Annotated in this window: 13 protein-coding genes; 6 read left to right on the top strand and 7 right to left on the bottom strand. The window is 68.7% G+C overall.

Going from position 1 to position 16,638, the window contains the following annotated elements; all coding sequences use genetic code 11:
* Nucleotides 1–74: 74 nt before the first annotated feature.
* The 3 genes from ACLBYD_RS09640 to ACLBYD_RS09630 all read right to left on the bottom strand — a co-directional run bounded on the left by ACLBYD_RS09640 (nucleotide 75) and on the right by ACLBYD_RS09630 (nucleotide 2,768).
* Entirely contained in the window at nucleotides 75–1,292 is a 1,218-nt protein-coding gene (locus ACLBYD_RS09640) for an IS110 family transposase (protein ID WP_254582871.1), read from the bottom strand.
* A gap of 131 nt (nucleotides 1,293–1,423) precedes the next feature.
* Nucleotides 1,424–2,077 carry a potassium channel family protein gene (locus ACLBYD_RS09635; protein ID WP_016694461.1) on the bottom strand — a complete coding sequence of 218 codons (654 nt, stop codon included), beginning with the start codon at nucleotides 2,075–2,077 and terminating at the stop codon, nucleotides 1,424–1,426.
* A 25-nt stretch (nucleotides 2,078–2,102) separates the two neighbouring features.
* Complete coding sequence (locus ACLBYD_RS09630; protein WP_447816225.1) at nucleotides 2,103–2,768, bottom strand: potassium channel family protein; 666 nt, start codon at nucleotides 2,766–2,768, stop codon at nucleotides 2,103–2,105.
* A gap of 141 nt (nucleotides 2,769–2,909) precedes the next feature.
* On the opposite strand from ACLBYD_RS09630, the gene ACLBYD_RS09625 reads away from it, so the two are divergent.
* From ACLBYD_RS09625 to dxs, 5 genes are all read left to right on the top strand, one after another.
* Nucleotides 2,910–4,907: an APC family permease gene (locus ACLBYD_RS09625; protein ID WP_447816224.1), complete on the top strand. Its 1,998-nt coding sequence runs from the start codon at nucleotides 2,910–2,912 to the stop codon at nucleotides 4,905–4,907.
* A complete protein-coding gene (locus ACLBYD_RS09620) occupies nucleotides 4,904–6,187 on the top strand; it encodes a class I SAM-dependent RNA methyltransferase (protein ID WP_447816223.1) in 1,284 nt (427 codons plus the stop codon). Before ACLBYD_RS09625 ends, ACLBYD_RS09620 begins: the two co-directional genes overlap by 4 nt.
* Nucleotides 6,188–6,339: 152 nt before the next feature.
* Complete coding sequence (locus ACLBYD_RS09615) at nucleotides 6,340–6,798, top strand: MarR family winged helix-turn-helix transcriptional regulator (protein ID WP_159418508.1); 459 nt, start codon at nucleotides 6,340–6,342, stop codon at nucleotides 6,796–6,798.
* Entirely contained in the window at nucleotides 6,795–8,390 is a 1,596-nt protein-coding gene (locus tag ACLBYD_RS09610) for an MDR family MFS transporter (protein ID WP_447816222.1), read from the top strand. The genes ACLBYD_RS09615 and ACLBYD_RS09610 overlap by 4 nt, the downstream gene beginning before the upstream one ends.
* A 159-nt stretch (nucleotides 8,391–8,549) precedes the next feature.
* Entirely contained in the window at nucleotides 8,550–10,493 is a 1,944-nt protein-coding gene (dxs, locus tag ACLBYD_RS09605) for a 1-deoxy-D-xylulose-5-phosphate synthase (RefSeq protein WP_447816221.1), read from the top strand.
* 56 nt (nucleotides 10,494–10,549) lie between these two features.
* On the opposite strand, the gene ACLBYD_RS09600 is transcribed toward dxs, so the two are convergent.
* Nucleotides 10,550–11,947, bottom strand: coding sequence for a sugar porter family MFS transporter (locus ACLBYD_RS09600; RefSeq protein WP_447816219.1), 1,398 nt, complete (start codon nucleotides 11,945–11,947; stop codon nucleotides 10,550–10,552).
* A 474-nt stretch (nucleotides 11,948–12,421) separates the two neighbouring features.
* Here ACLBYD_RS09600 and ACLBYD_RS09595 point away from each other — a divergent pair, with 474 nt between their 5' ends.
* A complete protein-coding gene (locus ACLBYD_RS09595) occupies nucleotides 12,422–13,033 on the top strand; it encodes an oxygenase MpaB family protein (protein ID WP_447816218.1) in 612 nt (203 codons plus the stop codon).
* Between the two features lie 48 nt (nucleotides 13,034–13,081).
* Here the strand turns inward: ACLBYD_RS09595 and ACLBYD_RS09590 are convergent, their stop codons facing one another.
* The 3 genes from ACLBYD_RS09590 to ACLBYD_RS09580 all read right to left on the bottom strand — a co-directional run bounded on the left by ACLBYD_RS09590 (nucleotide 13,082) and on the right by ACLBYD_RS09580 (nucleotide 16,491).
* Complete coding sequence (locus ACLBYD_RS09590; RefSeq protein WP_447816217.1) at nucleotides 13,082–14,335, bottom strand: HRDC domain-containing protein; 1,254 nt, start codon at nucleotides 14,333–14,335, stop codon at nucleotides 13,082–13,084.
* 117 nt (nucleotides 14,336–14,452) lie between these two features.
* Nucleotides 14,453–15,865, bottom strand: coding sequence for a WS/DGAT/MGAT family O-acyltransferase (locus ACLBYD_RS09585; RefSeq protein WP_447816216.1), 1,413 nt, complete (start codon nucleotides 15,863–15,865; stop codon nucleotides 14,453–14,455).
* Nucleotides 15,866–15,915: 50 nt separating this feature from the next.
* On the bottom strand, nucleotides 15,916–16,491 hold the full coding sequence (locus ACLBYD_RS09580; RefSeq protein WP_026061620.1) for a DUF3000 domain-containing protein: 576 nt from the start codon (nucleotides 16,489–16,491) through the stop codon (nucleotides 15,916–15,918).
* Nucleotides 16,492–16,638: the final 147 nt, after the last annotated feature.

The following is a 16,638-nucleotide window of genomic DNA, read 5'->3' as shown; positions in this document are numbered from 1 at the left end:
CCCCGGTCGGGCTTCGGGAAGGGGCAGCGCTCTCGGGTCCTTTCTCCAGGTCGACGTCGGCTGGTGTCTCACGGTCAGGACCAGCAGGTGGTGTCGTAGTCGTTGTGGTCACGGGTCATTGCGTAGGCGATGCGGTTGGCGCGGTGGGCCAGAGCGCAGGCGATGATCCCGCCGTGCTTGCCCCGGGCCCTCAGGCCGGCGGCATAGGCCTTCGCGGTGGGTTCGGCCTGCCACAACCCCACTCCGAGGTCGATCAGTGCCCGCCGTAGCGTGACGCTGCCTTCGCGGCTGATCCCTCCGTCGCGACGATGGCCGGCAGATTCGTACTGCATCGGCGACAATCCCGACGCTCGGTAGATCTGCCGGGGTCCTGGCCACCGCTGTGGATCTCCGAGTGCGGCACCGTAGTTCGCGACGCGGACCACACCCCATCCGGGGGCGGTGGTCAACGTGGCGAATGGAGTCCGTGGTAGCAGGGCGGCCAGTTCGGCCTCGGCCGCGGTGATCTGGGTGTCGAGATCGGTCAGCAACGCCAGATCGGCGGTCAGGATCCGGCGAGCGATCACCGCGTCGCTGGTGGGCAACGCCTCGCGGGCGGCGGTGATCAGACGCTCCGCCAGCGGGCGCTGCACCCGCAGGCCCCGATGCGCGGCGAAGCGGATCAGACGGCTCGATCCGAGGGTGGCCAGGCGGGCCGGGTCGCTGAACTCGGCCGCGACCAGACGGCCGATCCGGGTGCCCAGTACGTCCGGCAGTGCCCGGGTCAGGCCGGGAAAGGCCCGGTCGAGTTGGCCGAGGAGCTGGTTCTTCGTCGCGGTGCGGGTGGCGACCCGCCGCATCCGGTGGGTCGCCCAAGCGGTGAGCTCACCGAGCACCCGATCGGGGTGGGTGACCGGTTGTCCTTGGCCGGTCAGGAGCAGGTCGGTGATTGCGTCGAGGTCGATGGCATCGGTCTTGATCCGCCGGCGGCCGTGGATGCGGCGTTGTTCGCCGACCCGGGCGGGATTGAGTTCGAGGATCTCCCATCCCGCAGGCCAGCCAGGGTAGTCGAGCATCGGTCGGTGGTAGTGGCCGGCGGCTTCGATACCGATCTTGACCTGCGGTGACGGTGGGAAACTCTGGGTGAGTCGGTCTACGAGCAGCCTCAGGTCGGAGCGGGTCATGGCGATGTCGACCGGCCCGAACAGGCGGTGGCGGCCGGTGTCGGTCGCCGAGACCGATGCGGTGGTCTTGCCGACGTCGACGGCAACAACGATCGTGGACGGTGTGACTGGAGCGGCATGCACAGGCACGACGAACACCTCCGGAGGGTGTGTCAGCGAGGAGCGGAGCGCCCGAACGCTCGACTCCTTCGGAACGGGAACTACGACATTCCCTTCCTGACACCTCCGGAGGTGTTTGTGAAGGACTGACTCAACTCATATCAGCGGTTCACCGCCTGGCGGAGATCGTCCTCGACGTCCTCCGCCGTGACGAACAGCAGTTCGTCCCCGCCCTCGAGCGGATCGTCCGGCTGCGGGACGATCACCCGCCCGCCGCGCAGGATCGCCACGAGTGCCGTATCGCGCGGCAGTTCCAGTTTCCGGACCGGTTTCCCGGCGAGGGCGGTGGTGTCGCGCAGGGTGACCTCCACCAGGTTCGCGCCCTTGCGCAGCGTCATCAGCCGCACCAGATCGCCCACGGTGACGGCTTCCTCGACCAGCGCCGCGAGCATGCGCGGTGTGGACACCGCGACGTCCACACCCCACGATTCGTCGAACAGCCACTCGTTGCGCGGATCGTTGACGCGGGCCACGACCCGTGGAACACCGAACTCGGTGGTCGCGAGCAGGCTGAGGACCAGGTTGGCCTTGTCGTCGCCCGTCGCCGCGATCACGACGTCGTACTGCTCGAGTCCGGTGGATTCGAGCGAGCTGAGTTCGCAGGCGTCGGCGTGTACCCACGTCGCGTCCGGCACGGACTCGGGTTCCACGTGGTCGAGCTTGCGTTCGATGAGCATCACTTCGTGGGCGTTGCGCAGCAGTTCCCGCGCTATCGAGCGCCCCACCGCTCCGGCGCCGGCGATCGCCACCTTCATGTGGGCTTCCTCTCGGGTGGACGGGTCAGTTCTCGTCGACCGGCGGGTTCTCGGCGTGTGTGATCGCCTCCGAGACCGAACCCGACACGGCCGCGATGTAGACGGAGTCGTCGGCCTGCAGCACCGTCCTGCGGTCGGGCAGCAACCCGGTGCCGAACCGGATCAGGAACGCGACGCGCGAACCCGTGGCTTCCTCGAGGTCGGTGACGCGTCGTCCGACCCACCCCTCGTGCACGTTCACCTCGGCGATGGCGACGGATCCGGTGGGATCGCGCCAGCGGGCGGTCTCGCTGTCGTGCGTGAGCGCATGCAGGAAACGGTCGGTGGTCCACGGCACGGTCGCCACGGTGGGGATGCCGAGCCGCTCGTACGCGGCGGCCCGCTTGGCGTCGTAGATTCTCGCGACGACGCGTTCGACGCCGAAGGTCTCGCGGGCCACGCGCGTCGAGATGATGTTCGAGTTGTCGCCGGACGAGACCGCCGCGAAGGCGTCGGCGTGTTCGATGCCGGCGGAGATCAGGACGTCGCGGTCGAAGCCCATGCCGAGCACGGTGCGCCCGGGGAAGTCCGGGCCGAGTCGTCCGAACGCGCTCTCATCGCGGTCGATGACCGCGACCTCGTGGCCGAGCCGGACGAGTGCGGTGGCCACCGCCGAACCGACCCGACCGCACCCCATCACCACCACGTACACCCCAGTGGACTCCGTTCCGGTCGATCTTTCCGAGACGGACCGCTGCGGACCGCCGATCCGAACGGTACCGCGTGACGATCTTCGAGAGGTCGTGACCCGGCCGAGGGGTACTTCGGGGCCGGAACCGCATAGGCTTTGCGCGTGTCCAAGCTTTCCACCGCGGCGAAGCGGCTCGTGCTGGGTCGCCCCTTCCGCAGCGACACTCTCGGGCACGAGTTGCTGCCCAAGCGCACCGCACTGCCGGTCTTCGCCTCCGACGCGCTGTCGTCGGTCGCCTACGCACCCGAGGAGATCTTCCTCGTCCTCTCCGTCGCGGGGTTGTCCGCCTACGCCTTCTCGCCGTGGATCGGGCTCGCTGTCGCCTTCGTGCTCGTGATCGTGGTCGCCGGCTACCGCCAGACCGTGCGCGCCTACCCGTCCGGCGGCGGCGACTACGAGGTCGCCACGAAGAATCTCGGCCCCACGGCAGGGCTGACCGTCGGCAGTGCGCTGCTCGTCGACTACGTCCTGACGGTCGCGGTGTCGCTGTCGTCCGCGGCGGCGACGGTCGGATCGGCCGTCCCGTTCGTCGCCCGGCACAAGGTGCTCTTCGTCGTTGTCGCGATCGCGTTGCTGACCGCGGTGAACCTGCGCGGACTCCGGCGCGCCGGCCGGGCGTTCGCCGTCCTCACCTATACCTTCGTGGGTTGCCTGCTGGTGATGCTCGGGGCCGGACTGTTCCGGATCTTCGTCCTGAGCGACGACCTGCGTGCGGAGTCGGCGGACTTCGAACTCGTCGCCGAGCAGACGGATCTGACCGCGCTCGCCTTCGTCCTCCTGCTCGCGCGGGCCTTCTCGTCCGGCTGCGCGGCGCTGACGGGTGTCGAGGCGATCAGCACGGGCGTGCCGGCCTTCAAGAAGCCGAAGGCGCGCAACGCCGCGACGACCCTGCTGGTACTCGGCGGCATCGCCGTCACGCTGTTCCTCGGGGTGGTCTTCCTCGCCGAGCGGCTCGGTGTGGTGGTGGCCGAGCATCCCGACACCCAGCTGCGCGGCGCACCCGAGGGTTACGAGCAGAAGACGCTGCTCTCCCAGCTGGCGCACACCGTCTTCGACGGGGTGCCGGCCGCGTTCGTCCTGATCACGATCGTCACCGCCGTGATCCTCGTGCTCGCCGCGAACACGGCCTTCAACGGATTCCCGGTGCTCGGTTCGGTTCTCGCGCAGAACCGTTACCTGCCGCGCCAGTTCCACACCCGCGGCGACCGGCTCGCCTTCAGCAACGGCATCCTCTTCCTCGCCGGGATCGCCGTCGTCTTCGTGTGGGTCTTCGAGGCCGAGGTCACCCGGCTCATCCAGCTGTACATCGTGGGTGTGTTCGTCGCGTTCAGCCTGGGGCAGGCCGGCATGGTGCGTCACTGGACGCGGGAACTGGGCACCGAGACGGATCCGTCGGCGCGGGGCCGCATGGCGCGGTCGCGGTTGATCAACGGCGTCGGATGCGTCTCCACGTCGGTGGTGCTGCTGGTCGTGCTGACGGGCAAGTTCGCCGCCGGCGCGTGGATCGCGGTGGTGACCATGGTCGTCGCGTTCGGGCTCATGAAGGCGATCCGGCACCACTACGACACGGTCGCCGCCGAACTCGAGAGGGCGGACTGGGACGGGGTGCTGCCCAGCCGCACCCATTCGATCGTGCTCGTCTCGACCCTGCACCTGCCCACGATGCGCGCCCTCGCCTACGCGCGGGCGACCCGCCCCGACACCCTCGAGGCGATCACCGTGAACGTCGACGACGAGAGCACCCGGCGTCTCGTACTCGAGTGGGAGAAGAGCGATCTGACGGTGCCGTTGAAGGTGGTCGAGTCGCCCTACCGGGAGATCACGCGGCCCGTCCTCGACTACGTCCGCCGGGTGCGGCGCGATTCTCCCCGCGACGTCGTGACCGTCTTCATCCCCGAATACGTGGTGGGGCACTGGTGGGAACAACTGCTCCACAACCAGAGCGCCCTGCGGCTCAAGAGCCGGCTCCTCTTCCAGCCGGGGGTGATGGTGACGAGTGTGCCCTGGCAGCTGCGCTCGTCCGCGGACGCCGGCGTGGTGGGGCGGGCCGCCCCGAACGGGCACGATCGACAGTTGGACAACGAGGAGGAACCGCGGTGAATCGTCAGGCACACCCGCGCACGGATTGGTCCGGCCGGAGGATCGAGGTGATCCTCGGCAATCCCGCCCACGGTGGTGCGTGTGTCGCGCGGTTCGAGGGGCGCGTCGTGTTCGTGCGGCACGGACTGCCGGGGGAGCGGGTCTTCGCTCGTGTCACCGAGGATCGGGGCGGGTCGTTCTGCTTCGCCGATGTGGAGGACGTGCTCGAGGCGTCCGAGGACCGCGTCGATCGGGTCTGCCCGATCTCCGGCCCGGGAGGGGCGGGTTGCTGCGACCTCTCGCACATGACCGTCGAGGCACAACGCCGGTTCACGGGTGCGGTGGTGGCCGAGCAGCTGCGCCGGCTCGGTGGGGTGGACCGGGAGGTGACCGTCGAGGAGGTGCCGGGCGGTGCGTCCAACGGCACCCTGTGGCGCACCCGGGTCCGGCTCGCGGTGGACGTGGTGGGGAACCCGGGATACCGCCGGTACCGCAGCAACGAGGTCGTCCCGGAACTGGCGTGCCCGCAGATCGATCCGCACGCCTACGTCGGCCTCACCGATCGTGTGTGGCAGCCGGGAGCGGAGCTGCAGGTCGTACTCGACGCGGAGGGCCGGCGGCACGTGGTGGAGATCGCACCTCCGGTCCTCTCGGGTGGTGCGCGACGGCAGGGCCGGCGCGGCGCGGCGTCGCGGCGGGCGGCGGTGAACGCGCCCCGTCCGGAGAAGGTGATCGAAGGCTCGGGACGTGTGGTCGAGCGGGTCGGCGAACGCGAGTGGCGGTTGGCGCCGACCGGTTTCTGGCAGGCCCACCGCGGTGCCGCGTCGACCTATTCGGCTGCGGTGGCCGACTGGGCGCAGACCTCGGAGGGTGCGACGGCGTGGGATCTGTACGGCGGAGTGGGGGTCTTCGCGGCCGTGCTCGCCGAGCAGGTCGGTCCGTCCGGTCGGGTGGTGTCGGTCGAGTCGTCGAAGACCGCCGTGGACGACGGGATCGAGGCGCTCGCCGACCTCGGTCAGGTGTCCTTCCGTCACGGGCGCGTGGAGCGGATGATTCCCGATCTGCCGGCTCCCGAGGTGGTCGTCCTCGACCCGCCGCGGGCGGGGGCGGGCAAGGACGTGGTGGCCGCCGTGGCCGCAGCGGGACCGCGCCGGATCGTCCACGTGGGCTGCGATCCCGCGTCCTTCGGTCGCGACGTGGGTCTGTACCGGGACCACGGATTCGAGTTGGCGGACGTCCGGGCCTTCGCGGCGTTCCCCTCCACCCATCACGTGGAATGCATCGGTCTGTTCACCCGTTGAACCGGGTTCCCGTCGCACCCGCTCGGGGCGAGGTGTGACGAGGGCCGCATCCGGTAGTCGGTGTGACATGAAAAAGAGATTGCTTGTAGTACGCAACTAATCTGTATAGTTGCATGACGTAATCAATTAGTTCATTCCGACGGAGGTTCGCTGTGCCGGAAAAGGCTCAGGCCCACGAACTCGCCGACGCCATCTTCATGTTCGGTCGCACGCTGCGCGGTGCACTCGTGCACCACGACACCGATGTGCTTCCTTCCGCGCTCGTCGCGGTGCTGTTCGTGCTCGCACGGATGGGGGAGTGCCGGCCCAGCGAGCTCGCCGTCGAAATGTGCGTCAGCCAGTCGTCGTTGAGCAGACAGATCGCCGAACTCGTCGAGCGAGGCCTCGTGGATCGACATCCCGATCCCGACGATCGTCGTGCGCACCGGGTGAGTTGTTCGGTCGCGGGTATCGAGATCCTCGACCTCGTGAAGAAGCGCCGGACCGAACGGCTCTCCGCGGAACTCTCGGACTGGCACGAGGACGAGATCGCAGGCGCCATCACGACGCTCGAACGTCTCACCTCGTCCCTGGCTCCGCTCGTCATCGATACTCGAAGGACCAATTCATGACCACAGTCTCCGGACAGGGAGCGCAGCCGGATGCTCCGGCAGCCGAGGAGCAGATGACGCACCGCGAGATCCTCGTCGTGCTGTCGGGCCTCCTCGCCGCCCTCTTCACGGCGCTGCTGAGCAGCACCATCGTCTCGACCGCCCTGCCGACGATCATCGCGGATCTGAACGGCACGCAGACCCAGTACGCCTGGGTCATCACGACGGCACTGCTGGCGAACGCCGCGTCGACGCCCATCTGGGGCAAGTTCGCCGACCTGTTCAACAAGAAGCTGCTCGTCCAGCTCGGGATCCTGGTCTTCGTGATCGGCTCGGTCCTGGCCGGTATCGCGCACAACGTGCCGGTCCTGCTCGCCGCCCGCGTGATCCAGGGCATCGGCATGGGTGGTCTGACCGCTCTCGTCGTCGCGATCATCGGCAGCATCATCCCGCCCCGCCAGCGCGGCCGGTACTCCGGCTACATGGGCGCCGTCATGGCCGTCGCCATGTCGGGTGGACCCGTGCTCGGTGGTGTCATCGTCGACCTCCTCGGCTGGCGCTGGTGCTTCTACGTCTGCGTTCCGATCGCCGTCGTCGCGCTGATCCTGCTGCAGCGCACGCTGCACGTCACGACCGTCCGCAAGGAGAACGTGAGCATCGACTGGTTCGGCGCCACGCTCATCACCGCCGCCGTGAGCGTCCTGCTCGTCTGGGTGTCCTTCGCCGGTAAGGCCGGCTACTACGAGTGGATCTCGGTCGAGTCCGCCCTGTACGTCGGTGCCGGCATCGTCCTGCTCGTCGCGACGCTGATCGTCGAGACGAAGGTCGCCGATCCGATCATCCCGCTGAAGATCGTCACCGAACGCACCACCGGTCTCGCGATCATCGCGTCCGTGGCCGTCGGTATCGGTCTGTTCGGCGCCACCACCTTCCTCGGCCAGTACTTCCAGACCTCGCGGGCCTACAGCCCGACGGTCGCGGGTCTGCTCACCATCCCGATGGTCGCCGGCACGCTCGTCTCGTCGATGCTCTCCGGTCAGCTCATCACGCGCTTCGGCAAGTGGAAGGGCTTCCTGATCGGCGGCGCGATCCTGCAGATGGTCGGTTTCGGCCTGCTCGGCACGGTCGACCACCTCACCTCGCTCACGCTGATCAGCGTGTACATCGCGATCGTGGGTCTGGGCACCGGCATGCTGATGCAGAACCTCGTCCTCGCCGTGCAGAACACCGTGAGCGTGCGCAACATCGGCGCCGCAAGCAGCTCGGTCGCCTTCTTCCGCACCTTCGGTGGCGCGATCGGTGTGTCGGTGCTCGGTTCGATCCTCGCGTCCCGTGTCGCGACGATCTCCGCCGACGGCCTCGCGAAGCTCGGTGTTGACACCTCCGGCGGCGGATCGGGTGGAAGCCTCGACTTCTCCCAGCTGCCCGAGCCGGTGGCCGAAGTCATCCGTGCCGCCTACGGCGACGCGACGGCGACCCTCTTCCTCGTGGCGGCGGCGTTCGCGGTCGTTACCCTGGTGGCAGTGGTGCTGATCCCGAACCAGGCGTTGCGCACCACCATCGACCTCGTCGAGGAGAAGTCGCCGGCCGATCGCGCCGACATCTCCTCGTGAGGGTGACCTCGCTCACCGGCGGACGATCCGTCCGCCGGTGACCAGGAGATCACGCGGAAGCGAGGCGGTGGCGGGAGACGCTCCGTTCCCGCGCTCCGTAGACTGAGGAAATCACTCGCGCGACGAGCGTGAGGCACGAGCCGGAGGGAGCTGTTCCAGTTGGGTGTTCTGTCCCGCATCCAGTCGCCCGACGATCTACGTCGACTCTCCCCTGTGGAGCTCACCGAGCTCGCGGGGGAGATCCGGGAATTCCTGGTCGAGAAGGTCGCAGCGACCGGCGGTCACCTCGGTCCCAATCTCGGCGTCGTCGAGCTGACCATCGCTCTGCACCGGGTGTTCGATTCGCCGCGCGATCCGATCCTCTTCGACACCGGTCACCAGGCCTACGTCCACAAGATCCTCACCGGTCGTCGCGACGAGTTCGACAGTCTCCGGCAGAAGGGCGGGTTGTCCGGCTACCCGTGCCGCGCGGAGAGCGAACACGACTGGATCGAGTCGTCGCACGCCTCGGCGGCCCTGTCGTACGCCGACGGACTTGCCAAGGCCTATTCGCTGTCCGGACAGTCCGATCGGACCGTGGTGGCCGTGGTGGGCGACGGCGCGCTGACCGGCGGTATGTGCTGGGAGGCGCTCAACAACATCGCCGCCGGGCAGAACCGCTCGATGGTGATCGTCGTCAACGACAACGGCCGCTCCTACGCGCCCACGATCGGCGGTCTCGCCGAGCACCTCGCGGCGCTGCGCCTCAAGCCCGGCTACGAGAAGGTGCTCGACAACAGTCGGCGCATCGTCAAGCGGATCCCCTGGATCGGCTCGGCGGCCTACTCGGTGCTGCACGGCATGAAGGCCGGTGTGAAGGACGCGGTCAGCCCGCAGGTGCTCTTCACCGATCTGGGCATCAAGTACCTCGGCCCGGTCGACGGGCACGACGAGCAGGCGATGGAATCGGCGCTGCGTCGCGCGAAGGCGTACGGCGGTCCGGTCCTCGTCCACGCCGTCACCCGCAAGGGAGCCGGCTACGCGCCCGCCGAGAACCACCTCGCCGATCAGATGCACGCCACCGGCGTGATGGATCCGCGCACGGGTCGGGCGAAGTCCGCCTCCGCTCCCGACTGGACGTCGGTCTTCTCCGACGAACTCATCGCGCTGGGGGAGAAGCGGAAGGACGTCGTGGCGATCACCGCCGCGATGCCCGGACCGACCGGCCTCGCCGAGTTCGGCGAACGGTTCCCCGAGCGCACCTTCGACGTCGGCATCGCCGAACAGCACGCGGTGACGTCGGCGGCGGGTCTCGCGCTCGGTGGGATGCATCCCGTCGTCGCCGTCTACTCGACCTTCCTCAATCGCGCGTTCGACCAGCTGCTCATGGACGTCGCACTGCTTCGGCAGCCGGTCACCGTGGTGCTCGACCGGGCGGGTGTCACGGGTTCCGACGGGGCCAGTCACAACGGAATGTGGGATCTGTCCCTGCTGGGCATCGTTCCCGGCATCCGGGTCGCCGCTCCGCGCGACGGGGCGACGCTGCGCGAGGAACTCGGTGAGGCGCTCGACGTCTCCGACGGCCCGACCGTCCTCCGGTTCCCCAAAGGCTCGGTGGGAGAAGACATCCCGGCGATCGAGCGTCTCGACGGCACGGTCGACGTGCTGCGGATGCCGCCGTCGCGGCGCGGCGACGCACTGATCGTCGCGGTCGGCGCCTTCGCCGGTCTCGCGCTCGACGTCGCCGATCGTCTCTCCAAGCAGGGCATCGACGCTGCGGTCGTCGACCCGCGATGGGTGTTCCCCGTGCCCGACGCGGTGGTCGACCTCGCACGCGGCTTCCGGATCGTCGTCACGATCGAGGACAGCGGCCTCCACGGTGGTGTCGGCTCGGCGGTCTCCGCCGCGTTGCGCCGCAACGACGTCGACGTGCCCACGCGCGATCTCGGGGTGCCGCAGAAGTTCCTCGATCACGCCTCGCGCAACGAGATCCACGCCGAACTCGGTCTGACTGCCCAGGACGTGGCGCGTCAGGTCACCGGCTGGGTCGCCGGCCTCGACAGCGAACCCGAGGAGCGGTCGCGACCGTCGGCGGTCGAGCAGTCCGACCGCGAAGCGGGCTGAGTCCGACCGACGCAGGTGAGCAAACGCCAGGGGNCCGCCCCTGGCGTCTGTATCGACTAGCTCTGCATCTCCTCGAGTTCCATGCCCTTGGTCTCGGGGATCTTGGCCTTGACGAAGAAGAACGACAGCAGGGCGAAGAACGCGAACAGTCCGTACAGGAACCACAGGCCGACCGCGGAGGTGAGCGGTGGGAACGCCAGTGTCACCGTGAAATTCGCGATCCAGTTGGCGGCGGTACTGATACCGAGGGCCACCGCGCGCATGCGGTTCGGGAACATTTCGCCGAGCATCACCCACATGATCGGACCCCAGGTGGCGGCGAAGAAGATCACGAAGGCGTTCGCGCCGACGAGGGCGAGCGCACCCCACGGTGCCGGAAGTTCGACGTCCTCACCGCTGCCGACCGCCTGCGAGAAGGCGATCGCGGCGAGCAGCAGGCTGACGAACATGCCGATCGAACCGGTCATCAACAGCGGACGGCGACCGATCCTGTCGACGAACAGGATCGCGACGAACGTCATGAGCACGTTGATCACGGCGGTGATCACCGAGGTCGTGAACGACTGGTTCTCGGTGAAGCCCACCGACTTCCACAGTGTCGTCGAGTAGTAGAAGATCGCGTTGATACCGACGAATTGCTGGAAGACGGCCATCGTGATGCCGACCCACACCAGCGGCTGCAGACCGAAGACCGGGCCGCGGATGTCGCCGAAGGACGCCTTCGACTCGCGTCGCAGCGTCAGCCGGATCTCGCGGACACGCTCGTCGGGCCGGAGCTCGCCCGTGACGTTGGCCAGGACGGCCGCAGCCTCTTCGTCCATGTCCTTGCCGACGAGATAGCGGGGGGACTCCGGGATCGTCAGCGCCAGTACGCCGTAGAGGACGGCGGGCGCGACGCCGACGAGGAACATCCAACGCCAGGCCTCGAGATTCCACCACAGCTCGTTCGACGCTCCACCGGCGGCGTTCTGCAGCACCGCGTCGGACAGCAGGGCCGCGAAGATGCCGAGGGTGATGGCGAGCTGCTGCAGTGATGCGAGCGCGCCGCGGTAGCGAGCGGGTGCGATCTCGGAGATGTAGGTCGGTGCGATGACCGAGGCGATACCGATACCGAGGCCGCCGAGCACACGCCACAGCATGAGATCGGGAACGCTGAAGGCCAGGCCGGACCCGATCGACGAGATGACGAACAGGGCGGAGCCGAGGAGCATCACCCGCTTGCGGCCCCAACTGTCGGCGAGGCGTCCGGCGAACCACGCCCCGACGGCACAGCCGAGCAGGGCGATGGCGACGGCGAAACCGGTCACGAACGAACTGAGCGCGAAGTTGTCCTGGATGGAGTCGACGGCGCCGTTGATGACCGAGCTGTCGAAGCCGAACAGGAAACCGCCCACGGCCGCCGCGACAGTCACGGCGATGACTTTCGCGGCGTGTGCGGTCGATGGTTGGGTCACCGAGACACTCCTGGATGGGACTGGCCGCGAGGGCGGGAAAGGGCTGGACACAGTGTGTTTTCTTCAGGGGAACATTACGCCGGGGTGAACGGCCGACTCGACGTTTCCGGCGAGAACTCGCCCACCGGGCGGACTTCGAACGGGACATCCACGGAGTGTGACGACGCCTCCGAGCGGGCAAGAAGTTAAGTAGTATTCTCTCTGCACCGTCGCTCTGCCTGCGACGTTCCCGTCCGGTGAGGACCTCCGCTTGACACTGTGTGATCTGGGAATACAGTCTCGTTCCATGACTCGGCGACGACCGGACGCGACGGTACAGGGTGTGGTGGGTGAAGCGGCGTTCCTGCTGACCTCACCTCGGAGGTTTCTCATGGGGATCGCTCTGCCTACGGTGGGGCACGATGTGGTGGAACACAGCAAGCGCTCATCGATCCCGTCACACGCTTCCGGAACACGAGTGCGTACATCTTCCTCGTGGCGTTCGGCGACGACGAGGAACGGCGCAGGATGGTGCGTTTCGTCAACCGCGCCCACGCACCGGTCCGCTCCGACGGATACAACGCCTTCGATCCGAGGCTCCAGTTGTGGATCGCCGCGGTGATGTTCCACGGCGGCCGCGACGTGTACGAGCGGTTCTTCGGCCGCCTCGACCGAGCCGAGGCCGAACGGCTGTACCGCGAGTTCGCGGTCTACGGCACGTCGTTGCAGGTACCGGAGGAGATGTGGCCCGCCGACCTCGACGCGTTCGATGCCTACTGGCACAGCGTCGTCGACGATCTCGAGATCGACGAGACCGTTCGTTCCTACACACGCGCCCTGCTCTCCGGTGGCGACCTGCCGATCGTCGTCCGGCCGGCGATGGCGCTCAACAGGTTCATCACCCTCGGCATGCTCGATCCTCGAATCCGTGAGGCCTACGGCTTCACGTGGACCGAGGCCCACCAACGATGGTTCGACCGCCTCATGCGGATCGCGGTGCCCGCCTACCGGGCGCTGCCCGCGGCGGCTCGCCACCTGCCCAGGAAGCTGGTCCTGCGCGACGCGCGCACGAGGTTCGCCGCAGTGCCCGCGCACGTCGCTGCCTAGGACGCGGCAGCGCCGGAAAGAGACAGCATGCGGCAGAGGCGGCGGAGATCAGTTCTCCGCCGTCAGGGCCTTCGCGAGTCGCGGCACGGTCAGCGCGCGCTGCCACCGACGTGCCCCGCCCTCGGCGAAGCGGCCGTCGATGTACTCCTCGACGTCGCCCCCGTCGGAGACATCCCAGTCCCAGCACAGGCGCCGAACGAGTTCGGGACTGATCAGGTTCTCGACCGGAACGGCGACTTCCTCGCTCAGAGCGGCGAGTTCGCCGCGCGCGAGGGCGAGACGTGCGGCCTCCTCGGGGTGGTGGCGCGACCACCGGCCCGCCGGGGGAGGCCCGGTCAGGGGCGGCGTGAGGGGTGGGAGCCGGTCCTCCGGCAGTGCACGGGCCCGCTCGATCGCGTTGAGCCACGCGCGTGAGGAACGCCGCTGCCGCGGACCGCCGAAAACCGGAAGCTTCTGCAGCTGTTCGACGGTCGCGGGATTCGCCTCCGCGGCGGCGATGATCGCGGAGTCGGGAAGGATGCGCCCCGGCGCGATGTCGCGCCGGGCAGCGATCTCGTCGCGGGTGGTCCACAGTTCCCGGACGATCGCCAGGCGGCGTCGGTCCTTGATCGCGTGGATCTTGGACGTGCGGCGCCACCGATCGGGCTTCGGAGCGGGCGGCCCCGCGAGCCGGATGTGCTCGAATTCCTGAGCGGCCCACTCGGTCTTGTTCTGCCGCTCGAGTTCGCTCGCCATCGCGTCGCGGAGTTCCACGAGCGGTTCGACGTCGAGCGCGGCGTAGTTGAGCCACGAGTCGGGAAGCGGCCGCGTCGACCAGTCCGCCGCACCGTGGCCCTTGCGCAGCTCGAGGCCGAGGGTCTCGGCCACGATCGCCGCGAGACCGACGCGGGGGAATCCGGCGAGGCGACCGGCGAGTTCGGTGTCGTACAACTTCGCCGGGCGGAGTCCGAGTTCGGCCAAGCCGGGGAGATCCTGGTCGGCGGAGTGCAGGACCCATTCGAGGTCGTTGATCACCTCGGCCAGGGGAGCGAGGTCGTCCCGCGTCGGAATGGGGTCGAGCAGCACCGTGCCGGCGCCCTCACGGCGGAGCTGGACGAGATAGGCGCGCGCGGAGTAGCGGTAGCCCGATGCGCGTTCGGCGTCGACGGCGAGCGGGCCGTGTCCCTGTGCGAGCATCGCTGCGGCCTCGGCGACCCCGCGCGCCGTGGTGACGACCTCCGGGACGCCGTCGCGCGGTTCGAGGAGCGGCACCGTCGTCACGCTCGTGCTCTTCTGCTCGTCCTCGTCGTTCTGTGCCGGCATGGGCGTGACTCTAGCGGTGTCGTCCCCGTGCGCAATTCCGTTCCTGTCCGGAACGTCCGATCGGCGGGTGCGCACGGACCCGCTCGACGCCGCGCGAACCTCCTTCGGGGCGCCGCGTCACCCCTCCTGCGAGACGACGTCGTCGCTTTCCGCACCCGCCGCGAGGATGAGGTCCTCGAGGGCGGGGGAGAAGTCGTCGACGAGTTCCCACAGGTCGGGGACGAGATCGGGACACGAGATCAGGCCGATGTCGAGCCTGCCGTCGAGGGAGAGCACCGTCACGTTGAGCGCCGCGCCGTGGAAGATCGGGCCGAAGGGGTACATCGCCGTCATGCGCGCACCCAGGAAGTACAGCGGGACGGGCGGTCCGGGCACGTTGGAGATCACGAGGTTGTGGATCACCGGGTGCCGGTCGGCGAGTCGGAGTCCGGCGTAGGCGCGCATCGCGGGAGCGAAGACCGCCGCGCCGAGGAACTGCGACCAGTCCTGCAGCAGGTTCGCGCCGAGGTCGGCGTTGTGCTCCTTGGCCACCGCGTTCGCTTCCGCGAGGGCTCGCAGCCGCTCGGCGGGGTCGGCGATGTGGGTGTGGAGATCGGCGAACATCGCCGAGACCTGGTTGCGTCCCGGCCGATCCGACCTGCCGTGGACCGAGACCGGAATCATCCCGATGAGCGGGGAGTCCGGCAGCTCCTCGCACCGCTCCAGATATCGGCGCAGCGCACCGGAGCACACCGCCATCACCACGTCGTTGACGGTGACGCCGAAGACGTTCTTCACCAGTTTCACGTCGTCGAGGTTCAACTCGGCGAAGCCGACGTTGCGGTGTCCGGTGATGGTGGAGTTGAACGGGGTGCGCGGCGCCGTGAACGGCGCGGGCATGGCGTCGCCGCGGCGTGCGCGCGCGATCCACGAGGTCAGCGATGTGACCGCGCCGGGGAGGATCCGCAGCAGGTGGAGAGGCCGGCGGGCGACGTTGAGGGCTCCGGCGATCGCGATGGCGAGGTCGTTCGCGTCGCCGGCACCCCACTGGACCGGTTCGGGCCGGGGCTCGGCCGGGTCGAGGCTGCACAGCTGCGCGATGAGTGCGGCACCGGAGACCCCGTCCACCCCGGCGTGGTGCATCTTCGCGATGACCGCGATCCTGCCGTCGTCGAGGCCGCCGACGAACCACATCTCCCACAGCGGGCGCGAGCGATCCAGCGGTTGTGCGGCGATGTGGCCGCACAGGTCCGCGAGCTCGGTCCGGCTGCCCGGGGCGGGCACGCCGACGTGGTGGACGTGCCGGTCGAGGTCGAAGTCGTGGTCGTCGACCCAGACCGGATGGTCGAGGTTGAATCTGCTGTCGGCCAGCTTCATCCGGAACTGGGGTACGGCGGTGAGGCGCGCTTCGAGTTCGTTGCGCAGGCTCACGTAGTCGTAGCCGCCCGGGACGGTGGACGGATCCAGCACGATCAGCCCGCAGATGTGGAGGAGCTGACTGGGGGTCTCGAGATAGAGGAAACCGGCATCGAGCCCGCTGAGACGCTGCATGGATAAAGAGTAGAACAGGTTCTAGAAATCCGGTCGGATTGCGCCGGTTTTCACCGCTGAAGTCGCGCGACCCCCGCCGGAGGCAGACCCGCGGCATATGCGAGGACGTCGCAGAACGCCTCCACGTGCGGGGTCAGCATGTCGGATTGCGGAGTCCACGACGCGCGCAGTTCCAGTTGGTGGGCGCGTCCCGGGCCCGCGATGTCCCCGAACCGTACGGAGGTCGTCGCGGTCACCGTGCCGCCGAGCGCCGTGAGCGGTTCACCGTGCGCGGCGAGGGCGTCGACGAGCCAACTCCACGCGACCTCCGGCAGCAGCGAGTCCGCTGCCAGGCTCTCGTCGACGTCGGCCTGGATGTACGAGACGAGCCGGGTGGTCCCGTGCCACGCCTCGTCGCCGTCGGGGTCGTAGAGAAGGATGAGGCGGCCGAACGCGTCGCCCTCGGACTGCTCGGGCACCCGGTCCGTCTCGTCGTGCAGGACCTCGGCGCCCAGTGCGTAGCTGTAGGGAGCGAGCCGTTGCGGGGGTCGGATCGGCCCGACCTCGATCTCCGGGCGCACGGTGGCCGCGTTCATCGCATCGACTGCGGAACGGAAGCGGGCCGGCTCGGCGGGCGAGGTGGTCACCGAGCGGAGGTTAGTGCCGGTGACGCACCGCACGCGGGAGGCGCGCCGATTCCGGCGAACGGCGCGGGCGTGGCAGCATGGGCAGCGGGTCCGGACCACACGTCCTGTGTGCGACCCGGCAGACGCTGCCCTGCGCGACGGCGCGCA

Source organism: Rhodococcus sp. C26F (assembly GCF_053345925.1).
Note: the sequence above shows the minus strand (reverse complement) of the source record. Positions and strands in the feature narration are given on the sequence as shown.

Coding starts and splice junctions, on each gene's coding strand:
- ACLBYD_RS09585 (WP_447816216.1), bottom strand. CDS start 15,865: ATGCAGCGTCTCAGCGGGCTCGATGCCGGTTTCCTCTATCTCGAGACC.
- ACLBYD_RS09635 (WP_016694461.1), bottom strand. CDS start 2,077: ATGAAGGTGGCGATCGCCGGCGCCGGAGCGGTGGGGCGCTCGATAGCG.
- ACLBYD_RS09590 (WP_447816217.1), bottom strand. CDS start 14,335: ATGCCGGCACAGAACGACGAGGACGAGCAGAAGAGCACGAGCGTGACG.
- ACLBYD_RS09610 (WP_447816222.1), top strand. CDS start 6,795: ATGACCACAGTCTCCGGACAGGGAGCGCAGCCGGATGCTCCGGCAGCC.